11 protein-coding genes are annotated in these 15,889 nt (G+C 76.0%); 7 read left to right on the top strand and 4 right to left on the bottom strand.

The window, feature by feature from the left end:
• The 4 genes from ACIBA9_RS05565 to ACIBA9_RS05550 are packed head-to-tail and all read left to right on the top strand — an operon-like array spanning nt 1 to nt 4,063.
• The gene (locus ACIBA9_RS05565; protein ID WP_399360050.1) at nt 1-1,017 is read left to right on the top strand and encodes a 3-oxoacyl-ACP synthase III family protein; all 1,017 of its coding nucleotides are present in this window, start codon (nt 1-3) and stop codon (nt 1,015-1,017) included.
• Nucleotides 1,004-3,022: an HAD-IIIC family phosphatase gene (locus tag ACIBA9_RS05560; RefSeq protein ID WP_399360049.1), complete on the top strand. Its 2,019-nt coding sequence runs from the start codon at nt 1,004-1,006 to the stop codon at nt 3,020-3,022. Before ACIBA9_RS05565 ends, ACIBA9_RS05560 begins: the two co-directional genes overlap by 14 nt.
• Nucleotides 3,023-3,065: 43 nt before the next feature.
• Nucleotides 3,066-3,215: a phosphopantetheine-binding protein gene (locus ACIBA9_RS05555; RefSeq protein ID WP_362158061.1), complete on the top strand. Its 150-nt coding sequence runs from the start codon at nt 3,066-3,068 to the stop codon at nt 3,213-3,215.
• The gene (locus tag ACIBA9_RS05550; protein WP_399360048.1) at nt 3,212-4,063 is read left to right on the top strand and encodes a 4'-phosphopantetheinyl transferase family protein; all 852 of its coding nucleotides are present in this window, start codon (nt 3,212-3,214) and stop codon (nt 4,061-4,063) included. The genes ACIBA9_RS05555 and ACIBA9_RS05550 overlap by 4 nt, the downstream gene beginning before the upstream one ends.
• On the opposite strand, the gene ACIBA9_RS05545 is transcribed toward ACIBA9_RS05550, so the two are convergent.
• Complete coding sequence (locus tag ACIBA9_RS05545; protein ID WP_399360047.1) at nt 4,035-5,108, bottom strand: LuxR C-terminal-related transcriptional regulator; 1,074 nt, start codon at nt 5,106-5,108, stop codon at nt 4,035-4,037. The genes ACIBA9_RS05550 and ACIBA9_RS05545 overlap by 29 nt on opposite strands.
• A gap of 197 nt (nt 5,109-5,305) precedes the next feature.
• On the opposite strand from ACIBA9_RS05545, the gene ACIBA9_RS05540 reads away from it, so the two are divergent.
• Nucleotides 5,306-5,515 carry a hypothetical protein gene (locus ACIBA9_RS05540; protein WP_399360046.1) on the top strand — a complete coding sequence of 70 codons (210 nt, stop codon included), beginning with the start codon at nt 5,306-5,308 and terminating at the stop codon, nt 5,513-5,515.
• A 56-nt stretch (nt 5,516-5,571) separates the two neighbouring features.
• Here ACIBA9_RS05540 and ACIBA9_RS05535 read toward each other — a convergent pair whose 3' ends face one another.
• Nucleotides 5,572-6,237 carry a 4'-phosphopantetheinyl transferase superfamily protein gene (locus tag ACIBA9_RS05535; RefSeq protein ID WP_362158051.1) on the bottom strand — a complete coding sequence of 222 codons (666 nt, stop codon included), beginning with the start codon at nt 6,235-6,237 and terminating at the stop codon, nt 5,572-5,574.
• Nucleotides 6,238-6,679: 442 nt separating this feature from the next.
• On the opposite strand from ACIBA9_RS05535, the gene ACIBA9_RS05530 reads away from it, so the two are divergent.
• Entirely contained in the window at nt 6,680-9,673 is a 2,994-nt protein-coding gene (locus tag ACIBA9_RS05530; protein WP_399360045.1) for a LuxR C-terminal-related transcriptional regulator, read from the top strand.
• A 310-nt stretch (nt 9,674-9,983) separates the two neighbouring features.
• Nucleotides 9,984-10,943, top strand: coding sequence for a hypothetical protein (locus ACIBA9_RS05525; protein ID WP_399360044.1), 960 nt, complete (start codon nt 9,984-9,986; stop codon nt 10,941-10,943).
• Between the two features lie 719 nt (nt 10,944-11,662).
• Here the strand turns inward: ACIBA9_RS05525 and ACIBA9_RS05520 are convergent.
• Both ACIBA9_RS05520 and ACIBA9_RS05515 read right to left on the bottom strand, forming a co-directional pair.
• Entirely contained in the window at nt 11,663-13,411 is a 1,749-nt protein-coding gene (locus ACIBA9_RS05520) for an AMP-binding protein (RefSeq protein ID WP_399360043.1), read from the bottom strand.
• Entirely contained in the window at nt 13,408-15,786 is a 2,379-nt protein-coding gene (locus tag ACIBA9_RS05515; RefSeq protein ID WP_399360042.1) for an ATP-binding protein, read from the bottom strand. Before ACIBA9_RS05515 ends, ACIBA9_RS05520 begins: the two co-directional genes overlap by 4 nt.
• Nucleotides 15,787-15,889 lie beyond the last annotated feature (103 nt).

Below are 15,889 nucleotides of genomic sequence, written 5' to 3'. Positions count from 1 at the left end.
ATGACGGCCACGGCGTTCATCGCCGGTACCGGCACCGCCCTGCCGGGCGAGCCCGTGGACAACGCCACGCTCGGCCGGGCACTCGGCCTGAGCGCGGAGTGGATCGACCTGTTCGTCGGCACCAGGTCCCGGCACTTCGCCCGCGACCTGGACAGCGGCGAGACCCTCGGCACGCTGGCCTCGCTGTGTGCCCGGGCCGCGGCCGAGGCGCTGGAGCGCGCCGGACTCGACCCGGCCGACGTCGACTTCCTGCTCCTCGCCACGGCGACCCCGGACCAGTTGCTGCCGACCACCGCCACCCAGGTCGCGGACCTCCTCGGCCTCGGCCATCTGCCGGCCTACCAGGTGCAGGCCGGCTGCTCCGGGGCGCTTCAGGCCATGGAACTCGGGCGGGCCCTGATCGCGGCCGGCGCCTTTGCCGGACTGGTCATCGGCGGCGACGTCACCCACCGCCATCTTGACCTGCGTCCCGGGGCGGCCCGCAGGCCCGCCGGTGAGCTGGTCAACTACGTCCTGTTCGGTGACGGTGCCGGAGCCGCCGTCCTCACCGCGCGGCCGTGCGGCGACCGGCTGGCGGTGCGCGGGGTGCTGCACCGGTTCACCGGCCTGGGCCGGCCCCCCGGGCAGGTCGTCCACTGGTACGGCCCCGGCGACGGCGCCCCCGAGGGCCCCGCGGTCAGCGAGGACTACAAGGCGATCGAGGAGTACGTGCCCGACATGGCCGCCGAGGCCATGTGGGAGACGCTGGACGTGGCCGGGTGGCAGCCGGCGGACCTGGACTACGTGCTGCCGCCCCAGCTGTCCCGGCACATGACCCGGCGCATCCTGGACCGGCTGGAACTGCCCGGGGTGCGCGAGATCAGCTGTGTCACGGACACCGGGAACACCGGCAACGCGCTGCCCTTCCACCAGCTCGACCGGCTCGCGGCCACCGCCCGCCCCGGCGAGCGGGCACTCGTCCTGGCGGTGGAGTCCAGCAAGTGGATCCGAACGGGGGCGGGCCTTGAGAAGCTGTGAACGAGCACCGGCGGGCACGGCACCGGCGGGCACGGCATCGGCGGGCACGGCACCGGCGGGGCGTGCCGACCCGGGTGCGGACGCGCTGGGCCTGCTGCGGCTGCTGCGCGACGAACGGCGGCTGGAGACGGCGTACGACACGGTCGCGGCCCTGCTCGCCCGGCACGAGGTGGGCGACGACCCGGTGGCGCTGCGCAGGGTGGGACGGCTGCTGTCCGGGGTGGATCCCGACCGGGTGCTCGCGCGGCACCCCGGCACGCCCGTGCTGACCGTGGCGGTCACCGGCCAGTCGACGGTGGCACCGGTGCTCGACCCGCTCACCGCGGAACTGGCCCGCCACGGCATCCTGCTGCGCCCCGTGCTCGGCGACCACGGCGCGTGGGTGAGCGAACTGACGTGCGCCGACGAGGGGTTCGGCGGAGCCCGCCCCGATCTGACGCTGTGCCTGCTGGACGCCGGGACGGTCTTCGGACGGGTGCCCGGGGTGTGGCGGCCCGACGACGTGGCGCGCGCCTGCGCGGAGACACTGGACCTGGTGCGCCGCGTCACCGCCGGCCACGCGGAGCGCGCGGCCGGGCCTGTGGTGCTCAACACCCTCCCGCTGCCCGCGACCTGGAGCCGGCGTCTGGTGGATCTGCGGTCCCGGGCCCGACTCGGCGCACTGTGGCGGGAGTTCAACGCCTCCCTGCTGAGGCTGTCCGAGGAGATCCCGGGAGTCTCGGTGATCGACCTGGATCCGCTGCTCACCGAGGGCGGTCCGCTCAACGACGCGCGGCTCGCCCACCACACCGGGGCACAGCTGGGCGCCGGGCTGCTCGCCGGGTACGCCCGGGAGGTGGCCCATCTGGCGCGGGCGCTGCGCGGGATGACCCGCAAGTGCCTGGTGCTGGACCTGGACCACACGCTGTGGGACGGGGTGCTGGCGGAGGACGGCCCGGACGCGATCGCCGCCGCGGGCACCGGGCGGGGCGAGGCGTTCGGCGCCTTCCAGCGCGTGGCCGCCCAACTGGGCGCGCAGGGGGTGCTGCTCGCGGTGAGCAGCCGCAACGACCCCGACGAGGTGCGCCGGGTGCTGCGTGGGCATCCCGACATGCGGCTGCGCGAGGAGGACTTCGCGCACATCGCCGCCGGGTGGGGGCCCAAGGAGGAGGCGCTGCGGGAGATAGCCGACCGGCTGGGCATCGGCACCGACGCGCTGGTCTTCGCCGACGACTCCGCCGCGGAATGCGCCCGGGTCCGCGCCGCCCTGCCGGAGGTCGCCGTGGTCCGCCTCGACGACGAGCCCTCCCTGCACCCCGGGAAGCTGCTGGCGGACGGCTGGTTCGACCAGCCGAGCCTCACCGAGGAGGACAGGGCGCGCGGCGCCGGGTACCGGGCCGAGGCACGCCGGGGCAGGCTGCGCGCGGCCGCGGCGACCGCCGAGGAGTACCTCGCCGACCTCGACACCACCGTGGACCTCGGGCCCCCGCGGCCGCACGAGTACGCCCGGATCGCCCAGCTCACCCAGCGCACCAACCGGTTCAACCTCACCGGCGTACGGCTGACCGAGGCGGAGGTCGCCACGGCGGCCCGCGGGGCGGACGGCACGCGGCTGCTGGTGGCGCGGACGGCCGACCGGTTCGGGGAGCACGGGCTCGTCGGCGCGGTCCTGACCCGGCGGACCGGCCCGCTGCTGGAGGTGGTGAACGTCTGGCTGAGCTGCCGGGTGCTCGCCCGCGGCATCGAGCGGGCGTGCCTGGTGGACGTGCTCGCCCGGGCCCGCGAGGCCGGTTGCCGTGAGGTGCGGGCCGATTTCACCGAGACGAGGAACAACGCGGCGGCGCGCACCTTCTACCCCGAACTCGGATTCACCGAACGTAAGTCCGACGCGGCGGGTACCAGCTATCGGCACGATCTCGCCACGATTCCCACGACACCCGCGCACATCCGAATGACCGCGAACACGGCTGGAAAGAATGCCCATGGATCTTGGCTGCCTCGACGATTTTCTGCGACTGCTCCATGATGAGTGTTCGATCGATCTGCGGGGGCGCGGTGCCGCCACGCGGATGGCGGATGTGCCCGAGTGGGACTCGGTCCTGCTGCTGCGCCTGGTCACGGCGCTGGAAGAGGCGACCGGCCGCAGGCTGTCCATCCGACCACTCCTTGAGGCCAGGACGTTCGAAGATATCCACGCATGTGTGAAGGAGCAGGGATGAGAGTCCCCCAAGGCTCGGCCGTGGGGCCGCCGCTCACCGTTCCGGTGGAGGTGGCGGACTGCTCCGACGCCGCCTGGGACCAGGTCAGGACGGACCTCCGGCAGAGCGGTTCGGCGCTGCTGTGGGCACGGATGTCGCGGCTGGGCGCGCGGGTGCCCCGCAACGATTCGCTGCGCCAGGTGCTCGGCCACGACTGGTCGCGTTATCTGGAGCTGACCCACGCGGACGTGCGCAGCCGCTACGCGGCCTCACGTCTGCTCCTCAAGTACGCGGCCGGCGCCGTCCTGCGCAGCGACCCCGAGCAGCTGGAACTGGCCTACGGCCCGACCGGGCGGCCCTATCTGCGCGGCTACGACCAGATCGACATCAGTCTCAGCCATACCGCCGACGTGCTGCTGGTCGGCCTGACCACCCGCGGGCTGATCGGGGTGGACGCCGAGCGGATGGACCGGCAGATGTACGGCGGCGGGCTCGGCCGGCACGTGTGCACCCCGTACGAGCTGATCACGCTCGCGGCGCTGGAGGAGCGGGAGCGCAACCCGAGTCTGGTGCGGCTGTGGACGCTGAAGGAGGCCTACAGCAAGGCCATCGGGCAGGGAATGAACTTCCGCTTCACGGAGTTCGGCTTCGGCCCGGACGGCCGTCCGGTGCAGGTGCAGCGTCCGGACGGCACGGTGGGCACGGGCGAGGAGTGGGGCTTTCGCAGCTTCGTCATCGACGACACCTACTGCGTCAGCGCGGCCGTCTACGACGCCGGGTTCGGCAGCTCGGCCGAGATGGACGTGGCCACGATGCTGGACCAGGACTGTGTGGACGCCATCAACGACACGCTGGGTCGGCGGGAGTGACGGGCCGTCCGGTGTCCAGGGCGATCGGGAAGTCGCCGAGGATGCCGGACCGGGCCACGTTGTAGCCGGCCTGGAAGCGGCTGGTCGCCTCCAGTTCCTCGGTGATCTCCGCGATGTGCCGGCGGCAGGTGCGCACCGACATGCCCAGCCGGCGGGCGACCATCTCGTCCTTGTAGCCCTTCGCCATCAGCCGCAGGATGGCGTGTCTGACGTCGTCCCCGGTGGTGGGAGCCTTGCCGGTCTCCGGCTCGAAGGGGGTGGCGCCGTCCCAGAGGTAGTCGAAGACCTGGCACAGGAACGACACCAGGGTGGGTTCGCGCACGACGGCGGCGCCGGGCGGCTGGTCGGGGGAGCTGCGTTCGGGCAGGAAGGCGATCTCACGGTCGTAGATGAAGAGCCGGTCGATCAGTTCGTCGGCGGTGCGGACCTCGGCGCCCGCCGCGGTGACGTCCCGGACGTAGGCGCGGGTGGGCAGGTCGCTGCGGGCCGTGTGCTGGTAGAGCGTGCGCATGCGTACCCCGCGGTCCAGCAGCTCCTGCGCCGACTCGCGCGCGGCGGGCAGCACCTCCGAGGGGCGGGGGCCGCCGGGCTGGATGATGAGCACCTCGTCGCGGCAGTGCTGACGGCGCTCGTCGATCATGGACTGGACGAGGGCCGCGTCCCGGATGAGGTCGAAGGCCTCCACCCGGTTGCGCTCCCGTCTGCCCTCGAAGTACAGGGGTGTCAGGGACAGCAGTTTGGTGCGGACTTCGGTGACCGCCTGCTGGAGTTCGCGCGCCTGGCGTTCGGCCGCGCCCACCAGGTCGGCGGCGGCCACGTCGGGGCCCACCGGCACGAGGACCGCGGGGTCGCCGGGCATGGGCTGCAGCAGGCGCAGATGACGCAGCACCTGTTCTGCGCGCTCGGCGTCGGGGGTGGTCAGGCCCAGTAGCTCGGCGATCGTCGCGCGGTCGAACCGGCCCAGTCGTACTGCTTGGCCGTACGCCGACGCGCTCAGGTCGTCCAGCTCAGCGAAACCCAGGGCGGAATATTCGCTTCCGGCCATTCGTGCCGCTCCCCCCAGTTCGGCGAATTAGCTGTCATGCAACTTTACGCCACCGCGCTGCGCTTGGCTCCGAGAAGCCTTGGAAGGCAACCTTGAGTTCGTCGGAAGGGACCGGGGGCGGGGCAAAGATTGTAGAAGTCTCAAACAACGTCCTTTGCTGTCCTTTTGAGATGTCATTACCAAATGGGGGATCAGACATGGGGATTTCTTTCCGCGGGATAGGGCGCGAAGTGGCCGTCGTCGCGCTCGGAGCCTGCGCGGCGGCACTGCTGGCCACCGGCGGCGCCCAGGCCGCCCCGGACCGCCCGGACGCCGCCGCGGGGATCGCCGTGACGGTGGGCGCCGGAGTGCAGGCCGGCTCCCTGACGGAGGGTCTCCTGCGGCCGCTGGACGACCGCTGGACCTGATCCCCGCGTGCGGGACGGCCGCGGGGGCCCCGGGCGAGTGGACCGGGGCCCCCGCGTCATGCCGGGACCGGCGCGTGCGCGAGGTGGGCGATCGCCGTGGCCAGGATGCCGTCCTCGACGGCGAACCGGCCCGTGAAGCCGCGCGGCGCGTCGGCGCCGCCCGCACCGGTCAGCAGCCGCGCCCGGAACTCCCCGACGGGGTCGAAGGTGATCAGGGCCTGGTGGAAACCCAGTTCCAGCCCGGTCACCGGATACCAGGCCTTGAAGACCGACTCCTTGGCGCTGAACAGCAGCCGGTCCCAGGCGATCTCCGGACGGGCGCTCAGCAGCGCCGCCGCCTGCCGCCGTTCCGGGCCCAGCGAGATCTCCTCCAGGATCCCTTCGGGCAGCGGCGCGTTGGGCTCGGCGTCGATGCCGACCGAGGCGACGTCCTCGCGCCGGGCCAGGGCCGCCGCCCGGTAACCCGCGCAGTGCGTCATGCTGCCGGTCAGCTCCGGATGCCAGACCGGGGCGCCGCGCCGGCCCGGCACCACCGGGGCCGGGGGCAGCCCCAGGTCGGCCATCGCCGTCCGGGCGCACCAGCGCACCGCCGTGAACTCGGCACGCCGCTTGGGCACCGCGCCCCGGATGTGCGCCTCCTCCTCGGGGAAGAGCGTCGCGGCCACGGGATCGGTCCGCACCTCGACCGCGGTGACGGTCGACGGCAGCAGGTCGGCCAGCATGGGGTCCTCGCTTCGCTCGGGGCCGTAAGGGGGCTGACTCCAGCCTTCGAGCGGCACCGCCGCTGCGGCGAGCCGGGAAGGCCCCGGGCGGCGCGAAGGGCGCCGGGGGAGGGGTCCGCGCGACAGATGGCTGCCGACCGGGCCCACCGCGGCACGCCTCCTTGCCGGGTACCGGCCGAGGTGCGGACGAGGTCTTGCCATGCGCTTGCCATAGGCCGTGCCGGACGGCCCGGCGCGGGGGAATTTCCTCCGGGAGATGGCGCCTGGCCGGAAGGCGCCGGTGAATTGCTGTCGTGCAGCTTCCGGACACCGTCCGGGCGTGATCGGCCGGTCTAGAATGAATTGCACAATTCTCGGATGGCGTTATTTCCGGCAGAAAACCGGCGTGGGGTATGTCCGGGCAAGGTGATTACGTGATCGCGGGGGGCGCTGCGTGAAAATCATGGAAAGAGCAGCGGAACACAAAGCTCTGGAACGCGCGCTGAGCGCCTGCGCCAAGGGCCACAGCACCGTGGTCCTGGTGGAGGGGCCGGTCGGCTGCGGGAAGAGCGAGCTGATCTCCGAGGCCATCGACCGCGCCGCCGCGCGAGGCGGCGTCGTGCTGCGCGCGAGCGGCGCCGCGGCCGAACGCGGGCTTCCCCTGGGCGTGCTCGCCCAGCTCGCCGCCAGCGGACCGCCGGGACTGTCCGTCCCGCGCCACGAGCGGGGCCACGGCGGCCTGCTGGAGTCCATGGAGCTGTTCGGCGCCGCCGTACGCCGACTGTGCGCCACCGCCGCGGTCACCGTCTGCGTGGACGACTGGCAGCACGCCGACGACCTCTCCCGCGCCCATCTCCTGCACCTGGCCCGCGCCTCGCGCAGCGCCGGGATCCTGCTCGTCCTCGCGCGCGCCCTGCCCGCCCCCGTCCCCGACCCGGTGCTGGAGACCGAACTGCTGCGCCTGCCACGGCTGTCGCGGCTGCGGCCCGCACCGCTGAGCCGGGGGGCAGTGGACACACTGCTGGACGAGGCGGACGTCACCGACACCGGACACCGGCACCTGGCCCACCGGATGAGCGGCGGCAACCCGCTGCTGCTGCGGGCGGCGCTGGAAGACCTCCCGGCCGGCGGCGCGGGCCGGGCACCCGGAGCCGACGGCGCCTACGGGCAGGCCGTGTTCACCTGTCTGACCCGGGCCGGCGCCGACGCGCGCGCGGTGGCCCAGGCCGTGGCCGTACTGGACGCCCACGCCTGCGCCGACACCGTCGCCGCCCTGCTGGAGCAGCCGGTCGCCGGGGTCGCGCGGACCCTGGACGCGCTGGCCGCCGCCGCCCTGCTGGACGGGGACCGGTTCCGGCACCCGGTGGCCCGTGCCGCCGTCCTGGACGCCACGCCCCACGCCGAGCGCACGGCCCTGCACCGGCGGGCCGCCACCGTCGTACGCCAGGGCGGCGCCCCGGCCCCGGAGGTCGCCGAACGGCTCGTGGCCGCCTGGGACGCGAGCGCGCCATGGGCCGTACCGGTGCTGCAGAGCGCGGCCGCGCAACTCCTCGCGGCCGGCCAGACCCGGCGCGCCCTGGACTGTCTGCGCCTGGCGGGCGAGGGGCTCACCGAACCCCGGCGCCGCGCCGACAACGCCCTGCGCGGCGCCGAGGCCGCCGCCCGGATCGACCCCGAGGACGCGGAATCGCGCCTCACCGAGGTCCTGGAGGAGGCCCGGACCGGAAACCTGGACCCCGAGAACCTGACCACCCTGGCCGGACTCCTCGTCGGCCAGGGCCGGCTCGACGAGGCCCAGGAGATACGCGACCTGCTGCCCGACGCCGACCCGGGCGCCGGGAGCGGGGCCGGGGCGGGCCTCGGGCGGTTGGGTGCCGAAGCCGTTGCCGGTGTGGGTGCGGAGGTGGGCTGTGGCGGAGGCGTCGCTGTCCTGGGCGCGGGAAGCGGTGCCGTCGGTGCGGTGGCGCGCGTCGGTGACGGGAGGAGGGCCGCGGGCGCGGTCGCCCTCGCGCCCCGGCAGCCCGGGTACGGCGGTGGCCCGGTGCCGGAGCGGGCCGACGGCGCCCGGCGGCATGCCGTGGCCGGTCCGGCCGCGGTCGCCGCGCCGGTCGAGCCCTTCGGGTCCGGCGGTCCGGGTGTGCTCACCGCGCCGGCCGTGGCTCCCGTGTCGGCCGCGCTCGCCGTACCCGCCGTACCCGGTGTCCCGGCGGACCTGTGGCCCCCGGCCGGCCGCGACGGTGGTCGCAGCGGGCGGGCGGGGGCGCTGGGCGCCGGGCCCTGGGGGCTGGCGGAACGGGGTGGCGCCGCCGCTGTCGGCGCGGCCGAGGACCAGTTGCGGGCGGCGCTCGTCGGCTGCACGGCGATCGAGCCCGTCCTGGGGGCCCTGCGCACGCTGGTCTATCTCGGCGGCCCGGCCCGCGCCCTGCCCTGGTGCGCGGAGTTCGCCGAGCAGACCGAGCGCCGTGCCGCGCCCGGCTGGTCGGCGCTGGTGCGTACCGTGCACGCCGAGGCGCTGCTGCGCCAGGGTGACCTGGCGGGCGCCGAGACCGCCGCGCGCACCGCCCTCGCGGCGCTGCCCCGCTCGGCGGGCGGCACGGCCGCCACCGGCACCGTCGGGATCCTGGCGCAGGCCCTGCTCGCCCGGGGCCATGCCGACATGGCGGCCGCCGAACTGGCCCGCCCCCTCACCGACTCCGCCCAGGCCGCCGTACCCGTGCTCTCCTATCTGCGCGCCCGGGGCCGGTTCCACCTGGCCGCCGGCCGCTACCACGCCGCGCTCGGCGACTTCCTGGAGATCGGCAGACGGATGCGCCGCTGGGGACTGGACCGGCCCGTGGTGCTGCCCTGGCGCACCGACGCCGCCGAGGCGCTGCTCGGCCTCGGGGAGACCCGGCAGGCGGAGCGCTTCGTCACCCAGCAGCTCGCGCTGCCCGACGCCACCGACGCGTGGGTGCAGGGCATCTCCCTGCGCCGGCGCGCCGCCCTCCAGGACCCACGGCGCCGCAAGACGCTGCTGGACAGGTCCGCCGAGGCACTGCGCCGTTCCGGTGACCGCTACGAACTCGCCTGCACGCTCGTCGAGTTCGGGCGGGCCCTGCACGAGTGCGGGGAGAGCGCACGGGCCGCCATGGTGAACCGGACCGCCTGGCACCTGGCCGACGAGTGCGGCGCCCGCCCGTTGCGGGACACGGTGGAGTCGTCCGGGCCGGCGCCCACGCGGGCGGCCCGAACCGTTCCGACGGCGTCCTCCTCGGAACTCGCCGAGCGGCTCACCGACTCCGAGCGCCGGGTCGCCGCCCTCGCCGTACGCGGTGACACCAACCGGGAGATCGCCGGGAAGCTGTTCATCACCGTCAGCACGGTCGAACAGCATCTCACCCGGGCGTACCGGAAACTGGGTGTGACCAGCCGCCAACAGCTGCCGGTAGAGCTTCAGTTGCTGGTCACCGAGGCCTGACGGGCCCCGCGTCGACGCCCCGACGGCCGACTCCCACGGCCGCCGGGGCACCCCATCCCCCTCCCCGCACACCCTCCGACGACCCCGCTCCCGCCGCAGGGCAGCCGTTACGCAGGCCACGGCGGACCTGTAGCGGGCCCATGGCAGGCCTATGGCAGGCGTCCGGCGGCATGGCGCGGCATCCGGCAGGGTCCTGCCACCGCTCCCGGCCACAGTGCGGCGGATCCGCGCCACGTTGCGCGCCGCGAGGCCCGGCGCGACACCAGGCGGGCACGCTGGAGGAAGGGGACACCACCGAAGGGGGACCGACATGACCCGACACCTGCCCGCGGGACAGGACGCGGACCGCGCGGCCGTACGGGACCGGGTGCTGGAGCAGGTCGACCAGCGCATCGGCGGCCTCCTCACGGAGGAACACCGGCGCCGGGCCACCGAGGGCCGACGGGCGGCGGCGCTGGTCAGCGATGTCGCCGCGGTGGTGCGCTCCGGCGGGGACCGGGTCCGCGCCGGACTCTTCCTCACCGGCTACCTGGCGGCGGGCGGCGACCCCGACGCCGCCATCGCGGTGGACACCGCCGCCTGTCTGGAGTTCCTCGACGCAGCCCTGGCCATCCGCGCCGACGCCCGGGAGGGCGCCGCGCTGCGCCGGGGCCTGCCGACGCTGCACGTCAGCCATGCCGCCGAGCACGAGCGCAACGGCTGGCGCGGGGAGTCACGCCGGTTCGGCGACACCAGCGCCGTACTCGCCGGGGACCTCGCGCTCGGCTACGCCGACCGGCTCGCCTCGGCGCTGTCCGGGGCGGCCCGCCGGGAATGGGAGAGCCTGCGCACCCAGCGCGTGCTCGGGGCGTACGAGACCGCCGTCGCCGCCGCGGCCTACCAGGACGATCCCTGGCCGACCGATTGCCTCGCCCTGAGCTGCTCGCCCGGGTGTGCTGCCGGCGCCTACGCCGTCCACCACCCGCTGCGCCTCGCTGCCCTGCTCGCCGGCCGGCCCGAACTGGTGGGCAGCTACGCCGAGTACGGGGCTCGGCTGCACGCGGCCTGGCGGCTGCGGGGTTTCCTGGCCGGTGGCCCCGGCTACGACGACGAGGCGGAACTGCTGCGGGATGTCCTGTTCGACGCCGGGGACCGCCAGTCCGCCGAGGCCCGCGCCCGGGAACTCGTAGAGGAGGCCGCCCGGGTTCTGCTCCCGGCAGCCCTGCCCGCCCCCTGGCATGCCGAACTGGCGCGGTGGGCGGAGCACTTGGGTGCGGCCAGGCGGTCCTGAGGCGAGAGCCGTCCCGCGGCGCGCGCGGCCGTACGCACCCGTGCGGGCCTGGCGGCTGCGCGGGTTCCTGGCTTGTGGTCCCGACGCCGGGGGGCCAGTCCGCCCGGGAACTCGTCAAGGAGGCCGCCGGGGCTCTGCGCCCGGCGGTCCCGCCCGCCCCTTGGCATGCCGAACTAGCGCGGTGGGCAGAGCGCTTGGGTGCGGCCAGGCGGTCCTGAGGCGACAGCCGCCCCGCGGCGCGCGCGGCCGTACGCACCCGTGTGCACGGGCCTGGCGGCTGCGCGGGTTCCTGGCTCGTGACCCGACGCCGGGGACCGCCAGTCCGCCGAGGCTCGTGCCCGGGAACTCGTCGAGGAGGCCGCCCGGGTTCTGCGCCCGGCGGCCCTGGCCGCCCCTTGGCATGCCGAACTGGCTTGCTGGGCGGAGCAGTTGGGTGCGGCCGGGCAGTCCTAAGGCGAGAGCCGTCCCGCGGCGGCGCGCGGCCGTACGCCCCTGGGGGCACCGGCCTGGCGGCTGCGCGGGTTCCTGGCTCGTGACCCGACGCCGGGGACCGCCAGTCCGCCGAGGCTCGCGCCCTGGCACCCGGGCGCCCGGGCGCCCGGCCGCGCTGCCCGCCCCCTGGCACCCGAACTGGCGCGGTGGGCGGAGCACTTGGGCTGGGCAGGCGGTCTTGAGGCGACAGGCGCGCGCGGCCGTACGTCCGACGCCGCCGGCCGGTCTCACGTGCTGCCGCGGGGTCGGCCCGGGCGGAGTCGTTCGAGCCAGGTGCGCAGGCCGTCGCGGCGGACCGCGCCCCGGTCGTCCAGGGGCAGTGAACCGACCAGCTCCAGGCGGGTCGGCAGAGCCGTGGCCGGCACCTCCCGGGCGGCCAGGTGCTCGCGCAGTTCGAGCAGGGCCGGCGGCGCGTCCTCGGTGGCGGGCACCACCACGGCGCAGGGCCGCTCCCCGAACTCGGCGTCCGTCCACGGCACCACGACCGCCTCCCGCACCTTCGGATGGGCCAGCAGGGCGGACTCCACGCGGTCCACCGGCACCAGGAAGAACGCCCCGCCACGGTGCTCGGCCCGCGCGGTGACCCGGATCCCGCCCAACCCGTCCGCCCGGCCCCGGTCCCCGACGTCGACCCAGCCCCCGTCCTCCCCCCAGGCGGGCACGGGCGCGGACGACCCCGCCCGCAGGACGCCCAGGCACACGGACGGCCCCCGCACCCGCAGTCCCGGCGCGGCGTCCGGTCCCCGGTCGTGGCCCGGCAGCGCGGAGATCTCCAGGGCCGCCACCGGCACGCCGTCGCTCTCCCCGGCCCGCTCCGCCGGGATGTCCCCCCGGGCGACGCTGCCCAGCCCCAGCTCGGGGGTGCCCCACACCGCCCGCACCGGCGCGCCGAGCGCCTCCGGGAGCGCGCCCAGCAGTTCCGGCGGGGTGCGGGTCCGGCCCCCGGACATCGCCGACCGCAGCCGGGGCAGTCGCCGGGGCGCGCCGCGCTGCGCCGCGAGCACCTCGGCCCACTGCGCGGGCGCGGCGAAGGCGTGCTCGACACCGCTCGCGGCCATCAGGTCCAGACAGCCCTCGGCCGTCCACACGTCCTGGTGCACGCCGGTGCCGCCCACGGTGAGCGGTCGGCACACCGCGTACAGCAGCGAGGCCAGCGACGTCAGCGGAAGCGCCGAGTAGGAGACGGCGCCGTGCGGTCGGGCGCCCGGGCCCGCGGGGGCGCCCAGGGCGCGGCAGCCGGCGTGCAAGGTGTTCGGCGAGTGCAGGACAGCTCGGTAGGAATCGCCCGCGTCCGCCACGCCGACCATCAGACACACCCGGTGTGCGGCGTCGGCCGGCGGGGTGCGGCGGCCGAAGGGGCCCCGCTCGTGCGGGGTGCGAAGGAAGTGCCGTACGAAGTCGACCGCGCCGGTCGGGCGCGCCGCCCCCAGCACCACCCGGTGGCGCAGCCAGGGCAGGCCGGGCGCCAACGAGGCGAGCAGCTCCGCGTACGGCACCCCCTCCCACTCGTCCGGCACCACGCACACCCGGGCCTGGGACAGGGCCAGGAGCCGGCCGAGGCCGCGCCCGCCGAAGCCGGGCAGCACCGGTACCGCGACCGCGCCCAGGCGCACACAGGCCAGGAACAGGGCGGCCGTCTCCCAGCGGCTCGGCAGCTGGTAGGCGACCGGATCGCCCGTCCGCACCCCGAGCGCGGCGAGCGCGGCGGCGAAACGGTCGACGTACAGATCGAGGCGCGCGTAGCTCAGCTCCACGAGGTGCCGTTCGCCGGAGGCGATGGTGCGGTGCTGGACGAGCGCGGTGCGCTCGGGGTGGCGGGCGGCCACCCGGCGCAGATCGGTGGCGAAGGTCTCCGTCGCCCGCCACCAGCCCTGGGCCCGGTAGGACCGGGCGACCTCTTCGGGCGGTCCCGGCACGGTCCACACGGGTGCCGACGGCGCGGGAGCGACGGGTGCCGCCGGGCCGGTCGCGCTCACGTCCACTTCCCGATCGCCCAGGCGACCTGCACCCGGGAGGCGCAGTCGAGCCGGCGCATCACCTGCCGGACGTGGTTGACCACCGTCCACTCCGACAGGCCCAGCCGAGCCGCGATCTGGCGGTTCGTCAGCCCCTCGGAGACGAGGAGCGCCACCTGCAACTGGCGGGGCGTGAGCGGCTGTTCACCCCGCCCGGCGCCCGGGCCGGCGGCCTCCCGGGGCGGGGCGGCCGGCGACGACAGCGCCTCGTCGACCAGCCCGTCCGGGCCGAGCGCGAGGCCCTCCGCCCGGGCGACTGCGTACGACGTCCAGCCCAGCCGGGCGCGCAGGCCGGCCAGCGCCTCCTCGCGCGCCGCGGCGTGCGTGGCCGCCGGCCGCGCGCCGGTGCGCTGCCGCAGGGCGTCCGCGGCCACCAGCAGCCGTACCACCCGCGGCTGCTGCGCGGGGGTGCGCCGCAGCACCAGCAGCGCGAAGACCTCGACCACCGGTGCCAGGGCGACCAGGTCACCGGTGTCCCGGCACAACGCCAGCGCCTCCCGCAGGCCGGCATCGGCCCCGGCTTCGTCGTCGCCGGGTGCGCCGGGCGCGGGGGCGGCGTCGCCGGGGCCGCTCGGGCCGGACCCCGCGTCCGGCTCGGCCGGGGTGGGGGGCTGGGGCCGTTGCGTCCCCGTCGCCACCGGTGTGCTCAGCTCCGCCGACAGTCGCAGTGCCTCGGCCAGGCCGCGCGGATCGCGCAGGCGGCGCAGTGTCCCCAGCGCCTGGCGCAGCAGTTCGTCCGCGCGCCGCGCGCGGCCGAGAGCGTGGTGGGCCGCGGCCAGTGCGGTGGTCGCGCGCGCCGCCGGGCCGGGCGCCCCCAGGGCCTTAAGCGCGGCCACCGCGGGTTCCAGCGAGGCCAGCGCGCCGCGCGCGTCGCCCGTGGCGAGCAGCGCCGCCCCCAGATGGGCCGTGACCTGCGCGGTGAGCCTGCGGTCCCCCAGTCGTTTGCAGCCCACCAGCGCCGTACGGTGCCGTCGTACCGCCTCCGCCGCGTCGCCCAGTGCCGCGGTCAGCGCACCGCCGAGGTCGGTCAGCCGTACCGTCGCCGCCTGGGGCAGGCCCCCCGCCGCCAGGAGGTCGCACCAGGCGAGGCCCTCACGCAGCGGTCCTGCCGCCAGCCACGGCTCCCGGCACGCGGCCACCAGCGCGGCGGCGCGCTCCAGATCGCCGCGGGCGTGCAGCCGCTCCAGCGCCGCCAGCACGTTGGGCATCTCGGCGGCCAGGGCGGCGAGCCAGTGCGCCTGCTCGGTACCGGCGAGCCGGGGCGCGGCCGCCGCCACCAGCCGGGCGTACCGGTCGGCGTGCTCGTCCCGCGCCGCGTCCAGCTCGCCCCGCGCCTCCAGTTCACCGCACCGGTACGAGCGCACCGGCTCGCGCACCGCGTAGCGCGGTTCCGCCCCGCCCCGGTCCACCAGCGCGAGGACGCCCCGGTCGAGCAGGGCGTCCACGACCGGCTCGTCCGCCCGCTCGAAGACATGCGCACCGAACCCCGGCCGGTACACCGCGAGCCGGTCCAGCAGGGCGCTCTCGCGCGCGGGGAGGCCACGGCAGCCGTACTCGGCGAGTGCCGTCAGCGAGCGGTGCCGCTCGGGGGCGCCCGCCGGGCCGCCGTACAACTGGTCCGGGCGTTCGCGCAGCCGTGCGAGCAGGGTGGCCGGCTCGTACAACCGGGTGCGGCCGGCCGCCAGTTCCAGTGCGACGGGCAGGCCGCCCAGCAGCCGGCACAGGCCCGCGACGGCCTCCGCGTTCTCCTCGGTGACCGCGAAGCCCGGCCGTGCCTCGGCCGCGCGCAGCGCGAACAGCTCCACCGCCGGCACCGTGCGCAGCTCCTCGACGTCCATGTGCCCCGCTGCCGACGGCACGGGCAGCGGGGCCACCGGGACCAGCTGCTCGCCGTAGACCCCGAGCGGCTCCAGCGCCGTCGCGAGCACGGTCAGGCCGGGGGCGTCGGCGAGCAGACGCGCCACGTCCCGCGGGCCGGGGCGGCCCTCGTGGTCGCAGCCGTCGAGCAGCAACAGGGCCCGGCCGGGGGCGGCCCGGGCCCGCGCGGCCGCCGCGGCGACCGCGCCGGGCTCGGCCGGATCGCAGAGGAACACCCCGGCGACGCCCTCGCCGGGGACCGGGTCCTGCCGGGCGTCCAGGGCCGCCTCCGCGGCGGCCACGGCCAGCCGGCTCTTGCCCACGCCGGCCGGTCCGGTCAGCGTGACCAGCCGTGCCCCGGGGGCACGCAACCGCTCCTCCACCGTGAGTAGTTCGTTCTCTCGTCCGATCAGGGCGGGGGCGACCGGACGGTACGGCCCGCTCGCGGAGTCCGGCCGTGCTCCATGGGACAGCAGCATGTTCACTCCTCGTGGTCGGTGAGTTCCCGGCGTTCCGGCGTTCGGGGGCTCCGGGACTCCGGGGCTCCGGGTCCCTGGGGCCCCTGGAGGTCGAGGCGGCCGC

It is taken from the genome of Streptomyces sp. NPDC051452 (genome assembly GCF_044454765.1).
Classification (GTDB): Bacteria; Actinomycetota; Actinomycetes; order Streptomycetales; family Streptomycetaceae; genus Streptomyces.
The sequence above is the reverse complement of the archived record's forward strand: the minus strand, read 5'-3'. Positions and strand labels throughout refer to the sequence as shown.